The organism is Chitinophaga silvisoli (assembly GCF_003412465.1).
Classification (GTDB): domain Bacteria; phylum Bacteroidota; class Bacteroidia; order Chitinophagales; family Chitinophagaceae; genus Chitinophaga; species Chitinophaga silvisoli.
The window spans coordinates 26606-41999 of the sequence record NZ_QTJV01000002.1; the positions used below are offsets into that span (position 1 = coordinate 26606).

Genomic DNA, 15394 nt, shown 5'->3' on the forward strand with positions numbered 1-15394 from the left:
TCCTGTTATCGGGTGATGTTGTACCCTGTAGCTGTTTTTTCGAATTTTAATCCGTTTACCAGTGTAATGACAGCGAGCAGATCTTCTACACTGTCAGTGTCCCCGTATGTACCGGAGAATTTCATATTCTTCAACACTTGTTCGTCGAAGGTGATACTGGTATGATAATAACTTTGTAAAGTAAGGAACACATTCTTCAGCGGTTCCTGGTGAAATGCGTGTCCTGTAGTCTCATTAGCGGCAATCGTTGCAGGTGTGGTTTTCAGCACAGGCAGCTTGTTGTCAGACACAATCGCTTTCTCCTGCTGCGTGTTAAATACCAGTTGTTGTCCCGGGTTTAGGTATACCGGTTTGAAAGTGGCGCTGGCCTTTCTCACCACTACTTTACCAGTGATCAGCTGTACCTGCACTTCTCCTTTTAAAGCGGTAATACGGAAGGATGTACCCAAGGCAGTCGTGGTCAATCCACCCGCTTCCACAGTAAAAGGCTTGTCTTTGTCTTTTGCTACATCAAAGAAGGCTTTCCCTTCCAGCATGATATAACGTTGTTGCGCATCGAAGTGCAAAACATGTGTCAGCTTACTACCGGAAGAAAGTACGACTGTAGTACCATCTTCCAGTTGGTAAGTCTGATCATGTTTTTTGTCGTTACTGATTACAGTATACCTAATGCTTGTTGTGTCTTTTAGGTTAGCCTGGAAATGAGTTGTATGCTGTGGTTTCCACAGGAGTACACTGCCCCCTATCATTCCGGCAATAGCAGCTGCAGCAGCTATACGGCGGAAATAGTAGAGTTTCGGCTTACGCTTCGTGTGCCGGGAAATGTATTGCCACATAGCGTCATCCGTTTCTTCAGGGATACGCTGCTGCGCTACAAACTCCTCCCAGGCCGGTGTACTGATCAGATCTTCTGGGTGTTCTGCAAACCACGCAGCGAGCATTTCCGCTTCTTCCGGACTACAATTGTTTGTAATAAAACGTGCAATCTGTTCGCTGGTGATCTTCATTTGAACTGTTTCTAACTACTATTCGTTTGTAAATTGGGAATACCCTGGCGCTTAATAATTTGTTAACATTAGGAGGAACAGGATGAGTGTTTTGCGCAGTACACTCAATATCCGGGAGATGTGATATTCAACTGTTTTTGGGGAAATGGACAGCTGTTGGGCGATCTCATTATAGGTCATTCCTTCCTCCCTGCTGAGGCGGAATACGAGCCTGCCCTGTTCCGGTATAGTACTAAGGATCTGTTCAATTTTAATACGGGTTTCGCGGGCCTGGAATTGGTTATTGACACTGTCCTCAGATTCGTTTGTTTCCACAACGCCCATGCGTTTTTTCTCTACAGCCAGTTTACGCAACTCATCGATCATGAGTGAGCGGGCAATGCGGAAAATTTGAACATCTATATTAATAACAGGATTAAGCGTATCGCGGTGGGTCCAAACCTTTACAAAGGTCTTTTGCACTACTTCCTGCGCCAGGTATGCTGATTTCGTCCTGCCCAGCAGGAGAAAATACAACTTATCCTTATACTCTTCATAAACAGACGCAAAGGCTTTTTCATTACCCTCCTTAATGTCTGCTACGGTATAACGCTGGCACATAGTTATGGAAAGGAGTTTTTAGAAAAAGCAAAAGTATAAAAAGAAGGAGAGTGGGTATATTAAGGTAATATTATCAAATTTTGGGGGGATTATGTTTTGGGTGTGCCTGCTTCCAGGCACACCCGGGTATCTATCTTGTTAATTTTACAGTGCCCTGCTCTCTCACCACCTTGCCATAATAATCTGTTCCCACGGCCATCCAAATATAAATTCCTTCCGGCACTTTCTTACCCTTCATATTTTTACCATCCCAGGCTACCTCCCCTTTCTTAGGTTTCTGATACACCTGGTTCCCCATACTGTCTAATATATCAAATGAAGAAATCGTCTTAATCGTTTTTGCATACACCTGCAACAAATCATTCTGCTTATCCCCGTTTGGTGAAAACTCCTCCTGCACCATAAATGCTTTGGGATTAGCTACACTCACCTTCAATGTATCTGTAGTCGTACACCCATTCTTCATAGTCATCCTGATAAAGAATGTTTCCGGTGCCTTTAGCGTCGCCTTCGGATCACTCACCTTCGCATCAGTCAATCCATTATTCGGCAGCCATTCATAAGTAGCACCTTCCATCTTTCTTGCATTCAGTTGCACAGGCTTCCCAGGTTCTGCTTTTACCGCAGGCAATGACCTGGCCGCTATCGGCTCCGTAATCGTAATATCATGAATACTTGTTCCCCCCATCGATGGACAACTGGGCGGGGTAGCCGTCAACACCACCGTATAAGTACCCGCTTTATTATAAGTAAAACTCGCACTGTTATTTTCACTGCTCTGCCCATCCCCACTATGCCAGCTGTAATCCACAGGGCCGGTGGCCTTCGTCTTATTGGTAAAATAAACAGACGTACCCGTACACCCACTCGCATAAGCAAAATCAACAGAAGGCAGCAATACCTGTGTCATAGTGATCACATTAGAAGTATTGGAACATCCGTTTCCATCCACTGCCAGCACCTTATAATCTCCCGGTGCTGAAACCTTCAGCGAACTGCCTTTCCCTACAATAGAATCCTGCCGCATCCAGGTAAAAGTATATTTCCCGGTTGCACTCAATGGCATCTCCTTCGCCCCGCATATCACCGTACCCTTATCAGCACTGATGGTAGTAACAGGCAACTGATAGATCGTCAATATTCCATTTACATAAGTAATATCATAATTCTCTGCACTGGCACCAGCCGGAATCAGCTCATTGGCAGCATTCACACTTACAGTAGGTTTTGTCTCCAGCACACTATCCGATTCATCGTATACCCACCCTTTGTACGTCACCGTAAATACAGGATCCGGTGCTCCATAACACCTGGCCACATTATTCGCAGTAATAGTAAGCGGTGCCTTGTCAATCACCAGTTTTTCAACCGTGCTATCAGTAGTAATATCCACTTCCCCCGCCTTCATAATCTGCACCATCCATTTATGATCCTCCAGGAAAACCCTTGCAACATTTGTATCCGAGGAGTGTACCTGGACACTGTCGCTAAATGTGAGCGCGAAGTCCGGATCCCCGTATTTTTTCTGACCATAAGTATTTAAACAAATGAAACACAATGCAAAGAGTAATCGATTCATATTAAAGATTGCTATACTTTGAAGCAAAGATAGCACTCCGATTCATTTATCAAAAATGCCCGCCCACTACATCTGCACTCAATAGACCTGTCTTAATAGCGTACCTTATAATTGCGTTCCCAGAACTTATACCAGGTCTTATTTTTGGGATAGCTCCTGTGAGAGGTCGCATTATTACACACAATAGCCACCAGCAATAAGATCAGCACTCCGGACAGTACCGGACTTAATACATACAAATATCCCAGTGCCTTTACCTTGGCAGTACCAATATTTGCAATCAGGGCAGTAGCCCCTCCAGGAGGATGCAAAGTTTTAGTAATCTGCATCATCACAATAGCGAGAGAAACGGAGAGGGCAGCTGTCAACCATAGCTCCCCGGGAACCAGTTTATAAATAGTAACCCCCACCAGGGCACTGACAACATGGCCACCAATCAGGTTACGGGGTTGTGCGAGCGGACTGTTAATAATACCGTATACCAATACAGCAGAGGCACCAAAGGAGCCAATTAAAAAGAGATTGTCGGAGACGGGCAAAAACTTACTATTAAGCAAACCAATAGCGCCTATTCCGAAAAAGGCCCCAATAAACGTCCAGATATGTTCTTTAAGATCGATCAGTGTTTCGTGGTAGATGATCAGCCCGGCCTTGCGCATGTGCCGGCGTAATTTTCGATGTATCATTGCGCCGCAAAAATAAAACAATTAGTGTAAGGTTTAATAATCATTAAGAGTCATACCGACTTTATGTCTGAACACTCCCGTGCAACCTGGTAGGCGATTGATGATTTATGTGAGTCATGCTCACATGAAGCAGCAGGATCTGGACTTAAAGTAACACTAATTATACCCACATATTATTCTACTGATTGGGGTACAATATCAGCAGTACATAGCTCACCTATGGATGTATAAAAAGAAATGACACAGCAATTATAAAATCGATTTGCTCACATAGAAAGGGGAGATACTACTAATACATGTGATGCAATCACGGAATTGATAAATATTATAGAACCTCCACTACAGCTATTTTTAGAGTAAAAGAGTATTCACTTAACAAATGCAGTTAATCAACACAACTTAGCAACATACGAGCAATAGCAACATATAACAGCAGGCGCTCAGTAATTTTTTTTAAACAATAATCAATTAAAGGGTGTTTTGTTTTGCGTTAGTATTCACAATTTCAAAACACCCTCATTATGAGCACAGCAACCCTCAAAGCAAGCAAATGGAGCAAGACCGCTCCACTATCCGCCCTTGACACAATTCGCATCGAATGCGGTATCGATGAAGACTTCAGAAAAAAATTTATCGCTGATCCAGCCGGAGTGTTAAAAGCACATGGTATTGAAGTACCAGCTGATGTAAAAATCAATGTCGTGCAGGATACCCCCAGCACTTACAACATCAGCATTCCTCCTTTCCGTGGCAATGATTTATCAGAAGCTTCTCTGAAATCAGCTGCAGCAAGTAGCAATGGTACCACATGGTGTACTACATGTACAGCGACTACTCCAATTTGTGCCGGTTCTCTGGCATCATTGACTTGTGCTTAATACTATTCCAAACCGGGTATCACTACCCGGTTTACTTTTTTCCCTTATCCGAAATACACCATTATGAGTGCTGTCCTTGCGCAACAACCTGTATACGATATCAGCCTGGCATCCAGAATCAATAGTGAACCCATTATACCCGAACTAACTGAACCGCTCTGCCAGCAGGCAGCGCTATTATTAAAAAACCGGCTACTGTCAAAAGGAATTAACATCTACCCCGGCGTATTCCTCAACCTGACAGACTGGTATGGAAAGATCATTGCCAGGTTGACAAACAACCTGCTGATACAAAGATATTCCAGTTTCTTCCTGTCAGTCTATCCTTTCTGGAGACCCAGGAATACCGAACCCGGAGATTGTACGCCGGGCGCATCCAGAGAAAAACTGGATGAATACATTATATGGGAAAGTGAACAATACTTATTTTCCGGCAATGAAAATTACCCGGAACTCACCCGCCTGCTTACACTCGCACAACAAAACTGGCTGACAGTCATTGAAGAACTATTTGATAGAATACAGCGCCATCGCCCGGATGGGATCCCGGCATTGGAAAAGTTAACAGCTATTCATTTTGGTATTTCTGACCCCCATGATCATGGGAGAACAGCAGCAATCCTGGTTTTTGAAGACGTGAAGATGGTATATAAACCCCGGTCAATGGATGGTGAATATGGATGGAATTATATACTGGATTACCTGATGGAACAAGGATTAAATTATGATTTCTTTCTGCCTGCGGTATTAAACTTCGATGGCTATGGTTTTATGGAGTTTGTAGAACCCTCTACCTGTCATCACGCTAATGAGGTAGCTAATTGCTATGAAAAGTATGGAGCAATTTTAGCAATTGCACATGCCTTTGGCACATACGATTTACATCATGAGAACATCATCGTACAGGGTGATAGTCCGGTAGTGATAGATGCAGAGCCGCTCTTCAGATGCCTGCTGGCGAATTCAGAAAGTGGAGAGAAGCGATTACAACTGGATAAAAACATATCGCTGGAAAATATAGAGTCCAGTGAATCCGTGATGGATATTGGGATGTTGCCACATACGATTTTGAGCCAGTTGGATAAAGATGGGAATAAACATGTGGAATTTATAGCCGGGGCCCTGCATGCATTTGGGAATGAGCCGATGAAGGAGTATGTGTTTTGCGGGAGAGGGTCTGACAATCTGCAATTGTTGGAAAAGCAGTTTACCGCGGCCACCATTCCTAACCTACCTTCATTACAGCATGCACCCCAATTGCCCAAAGACTATTTAGCAGAGATAGAAAGAGGATTCCGTATAGCACATCAGTTCCTGCTAAAAAACAGGGAGCAGATCTTATACAAGGATGGACTGTTGCATCAATTACGCCATTTAAAATTACGGCTGTTATTAAGGCCTACACTGCAATATGGAGTAGTGTTTATCCGGAGTATCAGTTTGCAATTACTTAAATCATCCGAACAACGGCGACAAAAGATCCTGCAGGATTTAAGGATCTTAGGTCAATTGCGCATCGATGCCATTGACAATATAGAAATGGAGGAAGTTGCAGGTATCATGGATGGAGATATTCCCAGGTTCGATGTATTGGCAGATGGTGCGAGTGCTTACAATACTACCTTATTATATTCTCCCCTTGAGATGGCGAAACAACGTTTTGAGCGCATCAATGAAAAAGAATTAGAATTACAGGTAGCTACTATAAAAGAAAAAATCACCGAACAGCCTCAAAAAGGTCAGTCTGCATTTGCAATAATCGAATCAATAGTGAATGCAGCCATCTGGAAAGATGATGTGCCATCATGGGCATATACGGCTTATGCACCGGGTTTTGGCTGTACCATGGTGCACTCAGATCCGGAAGCTTTGTATGATGGGGTGTTAGGCACCGCAGTGGCCATCGCAGAGGCGGGCAGATTATACAACAACCAGGAATGGATGGATACCGCGCTGAAAGCGATTCGTCCGCTTTCTGCACCTATCAGTGTAGGGAGAGGAGGTGGCCTGGCGAGAGGCCTGGGCGGTGTGATCTACGGCATCATCAGGATTGCAGCAGCCACCAATACTCCCGAAAATATGCAGCTGGCGAAATCAATTGCGATCAAATATTACAAGGATGTATTTGCAAAAGAAGAGCTGGATGAAATATTGCATGGTCGTGCAGGATTCTTATTAGCGATGATAGCACTCTATAAAAGGCAACCAGATTCGCTGCTTGAAACAATCATAGAAACTACCGCTAATACCCTCATCAATCGCTCTGTAACACACGACAGGGGCACCTGCTGGAAAGTAATGGATGGTCATTCCCTGCCTAATATCAGTCATGGTACTTCAGGTATGGCAATGGCATTAGCCCGCTGGTATGAATTATCCGGCGATGCACAAGCTAAAAATGTTTTACTGGGAGCCATGGAATACGATAATTCGTTCTGGGATGCAGGGGAAAGTGGGTGGATGGATATGCGGGTAGCAGGATTACAGGATAATCAAAAAACAACCTGGACATGGTGTAATGGACGTAGTGGTGGATTGCTCTCCAGACTGGCGGTATCACAGGCAATAGGTACGCCGTTTATAGATGATTATTCACAACATGCATTATGCGCCCCGCATACTGATATTCTTGATGAATCAGCTCCCGGGCTGTGTTGCGGCACTGCGGGAGCATTGGATACTTTATTAAAAATCCGGGAATATTACCCTTCTGAAAAATTACAATCACACATTTCACAAGCTACCCGTTTAATAATAGCTCATACACCTGATAGTCACTATTCGAATTTGATGCCTGCATTATTCACTGGAAGTGCGGGGCTGGCTTTTGCGATGATGCGGGCAGCGCATCCTGACAAAGTGGAGTCTATGTTGTGGTTCGGATAGAGAGATCTAAAAAGGAATGTTGAGAGGTGTCTCCAACCGGGGTGGGGGAGCCTTTTGGTATCCATTGTAATAAAAAATTAGTTGTTACCTTGCTACGGCCTCTGCAACAAACAATTTATTAAAAGACCAACTAAAATTGTTTGTTTCTATGCAAGAGTACATGACAGTATTAAATGAGATTAAAAAGAAAGTCCAACAAGCACAATTAAAGACGGTAATAGCGGCCAACAAGCATATGCTGTATCTTTACTGGGACATGGGGAATTATATTCTTAAGCACCAACATGAGAAGGGTTGGGGGGCGAAGATAATTTCTCTTTTAGAAGCTGATTTGAAAAAAGCATTTCCGGCTATTAAAGGGTTTTCCTCCAGAAATCTGCTTTATATGAAGCAATTTGCTGAGGCATATCCAATAGCAATATTGCAAACTTTCAATCAGTTAGAAGAAGAAATCAGGGAAGGAAAAACTTTCACTTACGAATGGAGCAATAAATTAATATCAATTGAAAAACAATCAATTATAATTACGCAACAACCTGTTGCGCAATTACAGGAAGAAACCTTCTTAAAATCAATTGTATCAAAAGTCACCTGGTCACACCATGTAATTTTATTAAATAAACTTACCGATCCGGGCAAACGCTTCTGGTACATGTTAAACACCATCGAACACGGCAACAGCCGCAACATTCTCGCCTCTCAAATCGACAGCAACCTTTTCGAACGCCAGGTCACCGCCAAAAAGATCACCAATTTCTCAAAGACCCTTCCCGAACCTGACACCGAATTTGCCACCTACATCATGAAAGATCCCTACATCTTTGATTTTGTACAAGCAAAAGAAAAAGCCGATGAAAGAAACATTGAACAACAACTCACAGATCACATCACCAAATTCCTGCTCGAATTAGGCAAAGGATTCGCATTCATCGGCAAACAAGTGCATCTTGAAATTGGAGGACAGGATTTCTACATCGACCTGCTCCTCTATCACATACGCCTCCATGCCTACGTAGTAGTAGAACTAAAAGCCAGGGACTTCCAACCCGAAGACACTGGCAAACTCAATTTCTACATCAACGTTGTCAATGATCGCCTGAAAGGCCCCGGAGATACTGACACTATAGGCATGCTGCTCTGCAAAGGGAAAAATGAAGTAATGGCAGAATACGCCTTAAAAGGCATTGGCCATCCAATCGGCGTAGCTGAATACCAACTGGCCAAAGCCATTCCGGAAGAGCTCAAATCTCAATTGCCGGAAATAGCTGATTTAGAAAACGAACTAAACGAAGAAAAATAATCCACTATTCTTCCAATTGTGCAACAGCTTGTTGCACAATTAGAAAGTACACTTTTATAATTACGCAGCAACCTGCTGCGCAATTATAACCCACCTACTCAATTGCGCAGCAGGTTGCTGCGCAATTTCAATACCCCCTAACCAAAAGCCTCCAGATCAAATGACCTGAAGGCCTCACTATTATTTCCCAAAAGCCCTATGCACCTTTTCAACTATCAACTCATCATCCAAAATAAATTCACCCTGCTGACGAATATCCAGTGAAGAACTCCCCACCTTCACCGTATATCTCCCCGCTTCCGCAACCCAGGCTTGCTTTGCCTCAATAAAGGATGCCAAATCCTTTGTATGCAACTGCAGTGTCACCACTTCCCGCTCACCAGGTTTCAACACCTTCGTCTTGGCAAACGCCCTCAGTTCCTCAGCCGGCTTGTCAATGGTATTATGCGGAGCCGCCAGGTATACCTGCACCACTTCCTTACCCGCTACCTTGCCAGTATTCGTTACAGTTACACTTACCGTCAGCTTATCTTTATCCACCCTCAAATCACTGTAAGCAAAGGTGGTATAAGAACCCCCAAAGCCAAAAGGATAAGACACCTTTATATTCTTCGTGTTGAAATAACGGTAGCCTACATAAATACCTTCTTCATAAGTCACGTCAGTAGGATTATCTGCCGGTGTACCCAGCCAGTTCTTCGCAGAAGGTGTTTCCTCATATTTCACAGGGAAAGTCATGGTCAATCTGCCACTGGGATTTACTTTTCCACCGATGATGTCTGCAACAGAATTACCCCCTTCCTGGCCAGGTTGCCAGCTCAGGAGAATAGCATCCGGCTTGTCTTTCCAGCTAGCCGTCTCAATCACACCTCCAATGTTCAGGATCACCACTACCTTCTTACCTTTTGCATGAAAAGCTGCAGTCACATTTTCTATCAGCGCTACTTCATCAGCCGCCAGGTTGAAGTCTTCATTCACTTTCCTGTCTCCTCCTTCTCCTGAGTTACGCCCAATCGTGAAAATCGCCAATGCATCAGTAGCCGCCTTTTTATCAATCAACGCTTTATCCACATCCATCTCTTTCATTCGCTGTGGCAGTGCCAGTAATCCCTCTTTTACCTTACGAAGTGAATCCTGGGAGTTCGCATGCTTTACAAAAGGCACATATAGTCGCTTCAGTTCCTGGTCTACCTTATAACCTGCATTCGTCAGCCCTTCTATCAATGATACAGTATAGGCCTCATTCACATCACCACTGCCCGTACCACCTGCAATGAAATTGTAAGAAGTCACGCCAAATGCCGCAATCTCCCCGGTCTTATTGGTATAAGGCAGTAATTGCTGATCATTCTTTAAAAGCACCATACCTTCTGCTGCTGCCTGGCGGGTAATAGCCGCATGAGCTTTCAGATCCGGCTTATTACTGTAAGCATACTTCGACATAGCAGGGGAGCGGAGTACGAAAGTCAGGATCCTTTTCAGGTCAGTATTCACCACTTCTTTCGGCAGACTCCCATTCTTCATACCTTCCAGGATCGCCTGCTTCTGCGCTGGTAATCCCGGCATCAGCAGGTCATTGCCCGCACTGAGCTGCTGCACCACATTGCTAGTACCACCCTGGATGTCCCTAAAACCAGCATAGCCGCCAAACCAGTCAGTCATCACCATCCCTTTGAATCCCCATTCATCACGCAGAATATCTGTAAGCAGGTCTTTTCTTGCAGAAGTATAGGTGCCATTAATCAGGTTGTAAGATGACATCACCGTCCATGGTTGAGATTCTTTCACCGCTATTTCAAAACCTCTCAGGTAAATTTCCCGCATGGTTCTTTCATCTATATGCTCATTGATAGAAAGACGATTCGTCTCCTTGTTATTAGCCGCAAAATGCTTGATGCTCGTACCAACTCCGTTGGACTGTACCCCATTCACAATAGCAGCAGCCATCTTACCTGCTATCAACGGATCTTCTGAGTAGTATTCAAAATTACGCCCACACAATGGGTTCCGCATAATGTTCAGCGCTGGTGCCAATAATGCATCTACACCATATTCCTTCACTTCCTGTCCCATCGCCTTACCTACGTCCTGCAATAAGGCAGTATTCCAGGTAGATGCCAATGCAGTGCCTACAGGGAATGCGGTACAATAAAAAGTCGCTTTCGTATCCTTTCTGATTGGCTTGATGCGCAAGCCCGCAGGACCATCCGCTACAATTACCTCCGGTATACCCAGCCTTGGAATTCCATAGGTGCCTCCCGCAGCACCCGGCACTTTTCCTTCAATCGCACCTGCTACAGGTGTCAACCCATTAAAACCCGGCATCCCTGTGCCTATTAACATACTTGCTTTTTCATCATCCGTCATTTTACTGATCAGGTCATCCACCCGGTCATCCATCGATAAACGCTCATCTTCATACCTGTCCAGTTTTCCATTGCCATTCAGATCCCTGAAGGTATAGCCATCAATAGTAATGATGGGGGGTGCGGGCTTCCAGCTGATCGCTGCAAATGCCACCATCCCGCTTAGCAAGATTTTTTTCATATATCACTTATTTAATAGTTCTCAAAAATTATACATCCCAGGACTGCAGGCGCAGCACTGTTTTTTAGATGCAATGTCTGGCCTGACGAGTTTCCTTTCCTGTTTTAATAGGATAAATTAAAGTCTGCAGTGCAAGGAGTCGCCTTTCAGTCCTATATGCTCCGTTATTACAAACTGGCCGGATTAATTGCACTCCAGGTGCTGGGGGACCAGGTACCTGTATATTTTGGTAAGTGTTTTTTCATAACATCAGTATTTAAAACGGAGTGCCGCTTCTCCCTAAAAAGAGCGCAAAATTTCAACTTAAACGGCATGCTTAATCATAACGCTTCGCACAGAAGCAATAATAAGCCATTTTAGGAAACCCACAAATTATTACTGGTTTACAAAACTGATCTTCGTCAGCATTCCGGACGATCAGACCTGATCCTGGTCAGTCTTCGCCTTGATGGGAAAAAGTACCTTTGCGTGCCCGTCATGCCAACGGGACACACACATATGGACATAGAACTATTATCGCCTGCTGGCTCATTCGAGGCTATGCAGGCTGCCATCAATGCCGGTGCAAACGCCATTTATTTTGGTGTAGAACAACTCAACATGCGCAGCCGCTCCTCCGGCGGTTTTACCATCAGTGACATCGCAGAAGTAAGTGAACGTTGCCATGCAGCAGGGGTAAAATGCTATCTCACGCTGAACACGGTGATGTATGAATATGACATGCAATTATTGCAGTCGGTACTGAAAGCAGTGAAGGAACATCATGTAGATGCTGTAATTGCGTCCGACTTTGCCGTGATTCAGTCATGCACCATGATGGGGATCACACTGCACATTTCCACACAGGCCAATGTGAGTAACCTGGAGTCAGTACAGTTCTTCGCCCGCTTTGCAGATACCATTGTACTGGCACGCGAACTCACCCTTAAACAGATTGCCTTCATCTGCAACGAGATCAAACGCAAGCAGATCAAAGGTCCGAATGGTGAACTGGTAAAAATCGAAATCTTTGTACACGGTGCATTATGCATGGCCATTTCAGGAAAATGCTACCTAAGTCTGCATAGCAAAAATGCATCTGCCAACCGGGGAGCATGTCTGCAAAACTGCCGCCGTAAATACAAGGTATCAGATGCTGAAACAGGAGAGGCACTGGAAATAGACAATGAATACATCATGTCTCCACAAGACCTTTGTACCATCAATATACTGGACGAAGTTCTACAATCGGGCGTAACTGTTTTGAAAATAGAAGGTCGCAGTAAAGGGGCGGATTATGTACATACCGTGACTACCTGCTATCGCGAAGCAATCACCGCTATCCAAAATGGCACATACAATGCTGCGCTTATTGAAGACTGGATGAACCGCTTATCCACTGTATATAACCGTGGATTCTGGGAAGGTTATTACCTTGGCAGGGAAATGGGCCAATGGACCACTAAGCCCGATTCTATTGCTACAGAAAAGAAGATCTATGCAGGCAAAGGCGTGCGCTTCTATCCTAAAATTAATGTCGGGGAATTCTTTATTGAAAAAGGCACCCTGCAGCAGGGCGATGAATTGCTATTGACAGGCAATGCCTTTGGAATGGAAAAGATCAGTTTTGATACAGTGCTGGTGAATGGTGAGAAAAAGGATAAAGCCGTAAAAGGGGATAGCATTACCTTCCCATTCCCGCACAAAGTCACCGCAACAGATAAATTATATAAACTGGTAAATGCCTAAGATTATACATTATAGAGATAAATGTATTGGTTGCGGTATTTGTTTTGAAATGCAACCGGAATTGTGGAGGATGAGCCGTAAAGACGGCAAAGCCGTATTGCTGGGCGCAGAAGAGAAAAGAGAAACCGATGTCCTGGTGGTGAATAACCTGCTGATAAAAGAAACGAAAGTTGTGGCAGCAGCCTGCCCGGTGAAGATTATAAAAACCCTTGGATAATCATTCAGATGAAGCGCTTGCTAGTACACGCGCTTCATCTTACTCCATATTATCTTTTCGCCAATGCACCAAAATAAAACGCACTGCCTAAGTTGGATACATTATTTGCCGCTAAGCGCAAACTATCTTTCCTTACTAACAAATCAACGACAAAAGGACGGCTAAATGATTTCAAGGTCAAAGTATCATTTTTAACACTCCACCAACCCCTCATTTTAAAGGTATCCTCTTCAAGAATCATTGCGGGCTTGTGACGAAACGAATACGTAAAACTGGAATCCGGCTTTAATATCAATTCCCACCTGTCATCATCTCCATCCATCCCGCTATTCAACATTTCCCGGTGATATACACCATCAATACCCGGCCGATAACAAGTAAGCCATACCAAAAGGCTTAAATATTTAAACATACAATATCAATTAGCACCTTAAGATACTAAAACCATAAGTGTGTTTTCCCTAGCTTTGCAGTACAGATCCAAAATTTTGTAAAAGTTAGCAATACAGAGGTGAAAACATACAAATTCGAAGTATTTACCAGAGATATTGAAAAAAATATCATGGACGGCATCTTCAAACCCGGCCACAAACTTCCCTCTGTCCGTGAACTGAAAGAACAATACCAAACAAGCATCAGCACCATTCAAAATGGGTACGAATACCTCATGATCCGTGGACTGGTTGAAAGCATCCCCAAATCTGGTTACTACGTCAGCAGCAAACCCATCATCACCAAACAAGCACCCAAAACCAAACACACGCCCGTAGTCAGAGATCCTGTTTTCAAACATCACCTGGGCCTCACCACCTCCCTGAGGGCCGGCAGAAAACTCTCTGAATTCAATGTAGCCGCCCCCGGTGACCTCCTCATGCCACAAAAACTGGTGCTCCGCACCATGCAACAGGTGATCAGGGAACAAGGTGCCAACCTCCTGAGATATTATCCTTCCAATGGCTCTCCAGCCCTGATAGAAAATATCGTAAAACGCGCCGGCACCCATCAAACCATCCTCAACCCCGAAGAACTCCTCATCACTGACGGTGCCTTACAAGCCCTGTATATCGCACTTGCTGCCATATGCAATACAGGCGATGTCATCGCTATCGAAAGCCCCTGCGTCTTCTCTGTATTAGAAGTCATCAGGATGCTCAATCTCAAGGTAATCGAAATCCCCGCCGGTTTTGACGTTGACTTCCTGAAAAAAGCCTGTCAGGCCAATACTGTAAAGGCCGTCATCGTCACTCCTAATTTTCAGAACCCTACCGGCACCCTGCTCTCCTATGAGCAAAGACTCGCCTTACTGGCCATCGCCCACCAATACCATATGGCAATCATAGAAAACGACATCTACGGTGACCTGAATTTCCACGGTCCCCGTCCCCCGACCATCAAGAAGTTTGATGATAGCGGACTCGTACTTACCTATTCCTCCTTCTCAAAAACACTCGCTCCCGGCATACGCCTGGGTTGGCTATCGGCGGGCAAATTTATGCAGCGGGCAGAGCAAATTAAGTTTGCACTCGGCAGCACTGTTTCCCCACTCTACCAGGAAACCGTCAACAGCCTCTTATCCGGCAACAGCTACGATCGCCACCTCCGCACTTTCAGAATGCAACTGGCAAGAAATGCCTATCTCGCCACACAACTCATTTCAACCTACTTCCCCGAAGGCACTACACTCCAAACACCCTCAGGAGGCTACAACCTCTGGGTAAAAATGCCTGATCATATTGATATGACAGCGTTCTATGAGCACTGCGAAAAGATTGGCGTACGCTTTACTCCCGGCTACACCTTCTCATTTTCAGGTGCTTTCAGCAAACATTTCAGACTCGTCTTTGCTGATAAATTTTCACCTAAAAGAATCGAGGCGCTACAACTCGCCGGCAGGCAATTCCGCTAATAGCTGTACTGCTTAGAATTTCAATTTCTGTACGATGTATGCTTCAGGCAATCCCTATAG

The 15394-nt window shown here is 44.5% G+C and carries 12 protein-coding genes; 6 read left to right on the plus strand and 6 right to left on the minus strand.

The window, feature by feature from the left end; all coding sequences use genetic code 11:
* Nucleotides 1-5: 5 nt before the first annotated feature.
* The 4 genes from DXN04_RS06145 to DXN04_RS06160 all read right to left on the minus strand — a co-directional run bounded on the left by DXN04_RS06145 (nucleotide 6) and on the right by DXN04_RS06160 (nucleotide 3845).
* The gene (locus tag DXN04_RS06145; protein ID WP_116852466.1) at nucleotides 6-1007 is read right to left on the minus strand and encodes a FecR family protein; all 1002 of its coding nucleotides are present in this window, start codon (nucleotides 1005-1007) and stop codon (nucleotides 6-8) included.
* 51 nt (nucleotides 1008-1058) lie between these two features.
* Nucleotides 1059-1607, minus strand: coding sequence for an RNA polymerase sigma-70 factor (locus tag DXN04_RS06150; protein ID WP_116852467.1), 549 nt, complete (start codon nucleotides 1605-1607; stop codon nucleotides 1059-1061).
* A gap of 130 nt (nucleotides 1608-1737) precedes the next feature.
* Complete coding sequence (locus tag DXN04_RS06155) at nucleotides 1738-3186, minus strand: MBG domain-containing protein (RefSeq protein WP_116852468.1); 1449 nt, start codon at nucleotides 3184-3186, stop codon at nucleotides 1738-1740.
* A 92-nt stretch (nucleotides 3187-3278) separates the two neighbouring features.
* Nucleotides 3279-3845, minus strand: coding sequence for an HPP family protein (locus tag DXN04_RS06160; RefSeq protein ID WP_199414995.1), 567 nt, complete (start codon nucleotides 3843-3845; stop codon nucleotides 3279-3281).
* A gap of 548 nt (nucleotides 3846-4393) precedes the next feature.
* Here DXN04_RS06160 and DXN04_RS06165 point away from each other — a divergent pair.
* The 3 genes from DXN04_RS06165 to DXN04_RS06175 all read left to right on the plus strand — a co-directional run bounded on the left by DXN04_RS06165 (nucleotide 4394) and on the right by DXN04_RS06175 (nucleotide 8936).
* A complete protein-coding gene (locus DXN04_RS06165; protein ID WP_116852470.1) occupies nucleotides 4394-4750 on the plus strand; it encodes an NHLP leader peptide family RiPP precursor in 357 nt (118 codons plus the stop codon).
* Nucleotides 4751-4813: 63 nt separating this feature from the next.
* On the plus strand, nucleotides 4814-7636 hold the full coding sequence (gene lanM, locus DXN04_RS06170) for a type 2 lanthipeptide synthetase LanM (protein WP_116852471.1): 2823 nt from the start codon (nucleotides 4814-4816) through the stop codon (nucleotides 7634-7636).
* 148 nt (nucleotides 7637-7784) lie between these two features.
* Nucleotides 7785-8936, plus strand: a complete 1152-nt coding sequence (locus DXN04_RS06175; protein WP_116852472.1) for a PDDEXK nuclease domain-containing protein — start codon at nucleotides 7785-7787, stop codon at nucleotides 8934-8936.
* A gap of 180 nt (nucleotides 8937-9116) precedes the next feature.
* Here DXN04_RS06175 and DXN04_RS06180 read toward each other — a convergent pair whose 3' ends face one another.
* Nucleotides 9117-11483, minus strand: a complete 2367-nt coding sequence (locus DXN04_RS06180; protein WP_199414996.1) for a glycoside hydrolase family 3 N-terminal domain-containing protein — start codon at nucleotides 11481-11483, stop codon at nucleotides 9117-9119.
* A 498-nt stretch (nucleotides 11484-11981) separates the two neighbouring features.
* On the opposite strand from DXN04_RS06180, the gene DXN04_RS06185 reads away from it, so the two are divergent.
* Complete coding sequence (locus tag DXN04_RS06185) at nucleotides 11982-13211, plus strand: peptidase U32 family protein (protein WP_116852473.1); 1230 nt, start codon at nucleotides 11982-11984, stop codon at nucleotides 13209-13211.
* Nucleotides 13204-13428: a ferredoxin gene (locus tag DXN04_RS06190; RefSeq protein WP_116852474.1), complete on the plus strand. Its 225-nt coding sequence runs from the start codon at nucleotides 13204-13206 to the stop codon at nucleotides 13426-13428. Before DXN04_RS06185 ends, DXN04_RS06190 begins: the two co-directional genes overlap by 8 nt.
* A gap of 49 nt (nucleotides 13429-13477) precedes the next feature.
* Here DXN04_RS06190 and DXN04_RS06195 read toward each other — a convergent pair whose 3' ends face one another.
* Nucleotides 13478-13840 carry a hypothetical protein gene (locus tag DXN04_RS06195; protein WP_116852475.1) on the minus strand — a complete coding sequence of 121 codons (363 nt, stop codon included), beginning with the start codon at nucleotides 13838-13840 and terminating at the stop codon, nucleotides 13478-13480.
* Between the two features lie 99 nt (nucleotides 13841-13939).
* Between DXN04_RS06195 and DXN04_RS06200 the strand changes: the two genes are divergently transcribed.
* Nucleotides 13940-15334 carry an aminotransferase-like domain-containing protein gene (locus DXN04_RS06200; protein ID WP_116852476.1) on the plus strand — a complete coding sequence of 465 codons (1395 nt, stop codon included), beginning with the start codon at nucleotides 13940-13942 and terminating at the stop codon, nucleotides 15332-15334.
* Nucleotides 15335-15394: the final 60 nt, after the last annotated feature.

Excerpts from the sequence above, each read along its gene's own strand:
- DXN04_RS06145 (WP_116852466.1), bottom strand. The coding sequence starts at position 1,007 with ATGAAGATCACCAGCGAACAGATTGCACGTTTTATTACAAACAATTGT.
- DXN04_RS06150 (WP_116852467.1), bottom strand. The coding sequence starts at position 1,607 with ATGTGCCAGCGTTATACCGTAGCAGACATTAAGGAGGGTAATGAAAAA.
- DXN04_RS06155 (WP_116852468.1), bottom strand. The coding sequence starts at position 3,186 with ATGAATCGATTACTCTTTGCATTGTGTTTCATTTGTTTAAATACTTAT.
- DXN04_RS06160 (WP_199414995.1), bottom strand. The coding sequence starts at position 3,845 with ATGCGCAAGGCCGGGCTGATCATCTACCACGAAACACTGATCGATCTT.
- DXN04_RS06165 (WP_116852470.1), top strand. The coding sequence starts at position 4,394 with ATGAGCACAGCAACCCTCAAAGCAAGCAAATGGAGCAAGACCGCTCCA.
- lanM (WP_116852471.1), top strand. The coding sequence starts at position 4,814 with ATGAGTGCTGTCCTTGCGCAACAACCTGTATACGATATCAGCCTGGCA.
- DXN04_RS06175 (WP_116852472.1), top strand. The coding sequence starts at position 7,785 with ATGCAAGAGTACATGACAGTATTAAATGAGATTAAAAAGAAAGTCCAA.
- DXN04_RS06180 (WP_199414996.1), bottom strand. The coding sequence starts at position 11,483 with ATGAAAAAAATCTTGCTAAGCGGGATGGTGGCATTTGCAGCGATCAGC.
- DXN04_RS06185 (WP_116852473.1), top strand. The coding sequence starts at position 11,982 with ATGGACATAGAACTATTATCGCCTGCTGGCTCATTCGAGGCTATGCAG.
- DXN04_RS06190 (WP_116852474.1), top strand. The coding sequence starts at position 13,204 with ATGCCTAAGATTATACATTATAGAGATAAATGTATTGGTTGCGGTATT.
- DXN04_RS06195 (WP_116852475.1), bottom strand. The coding sequence starts at position 13,840 with ATGTTTAAATATTTAAGCCTTTTGGTATGGCTTACTTGTTATCGGCCG.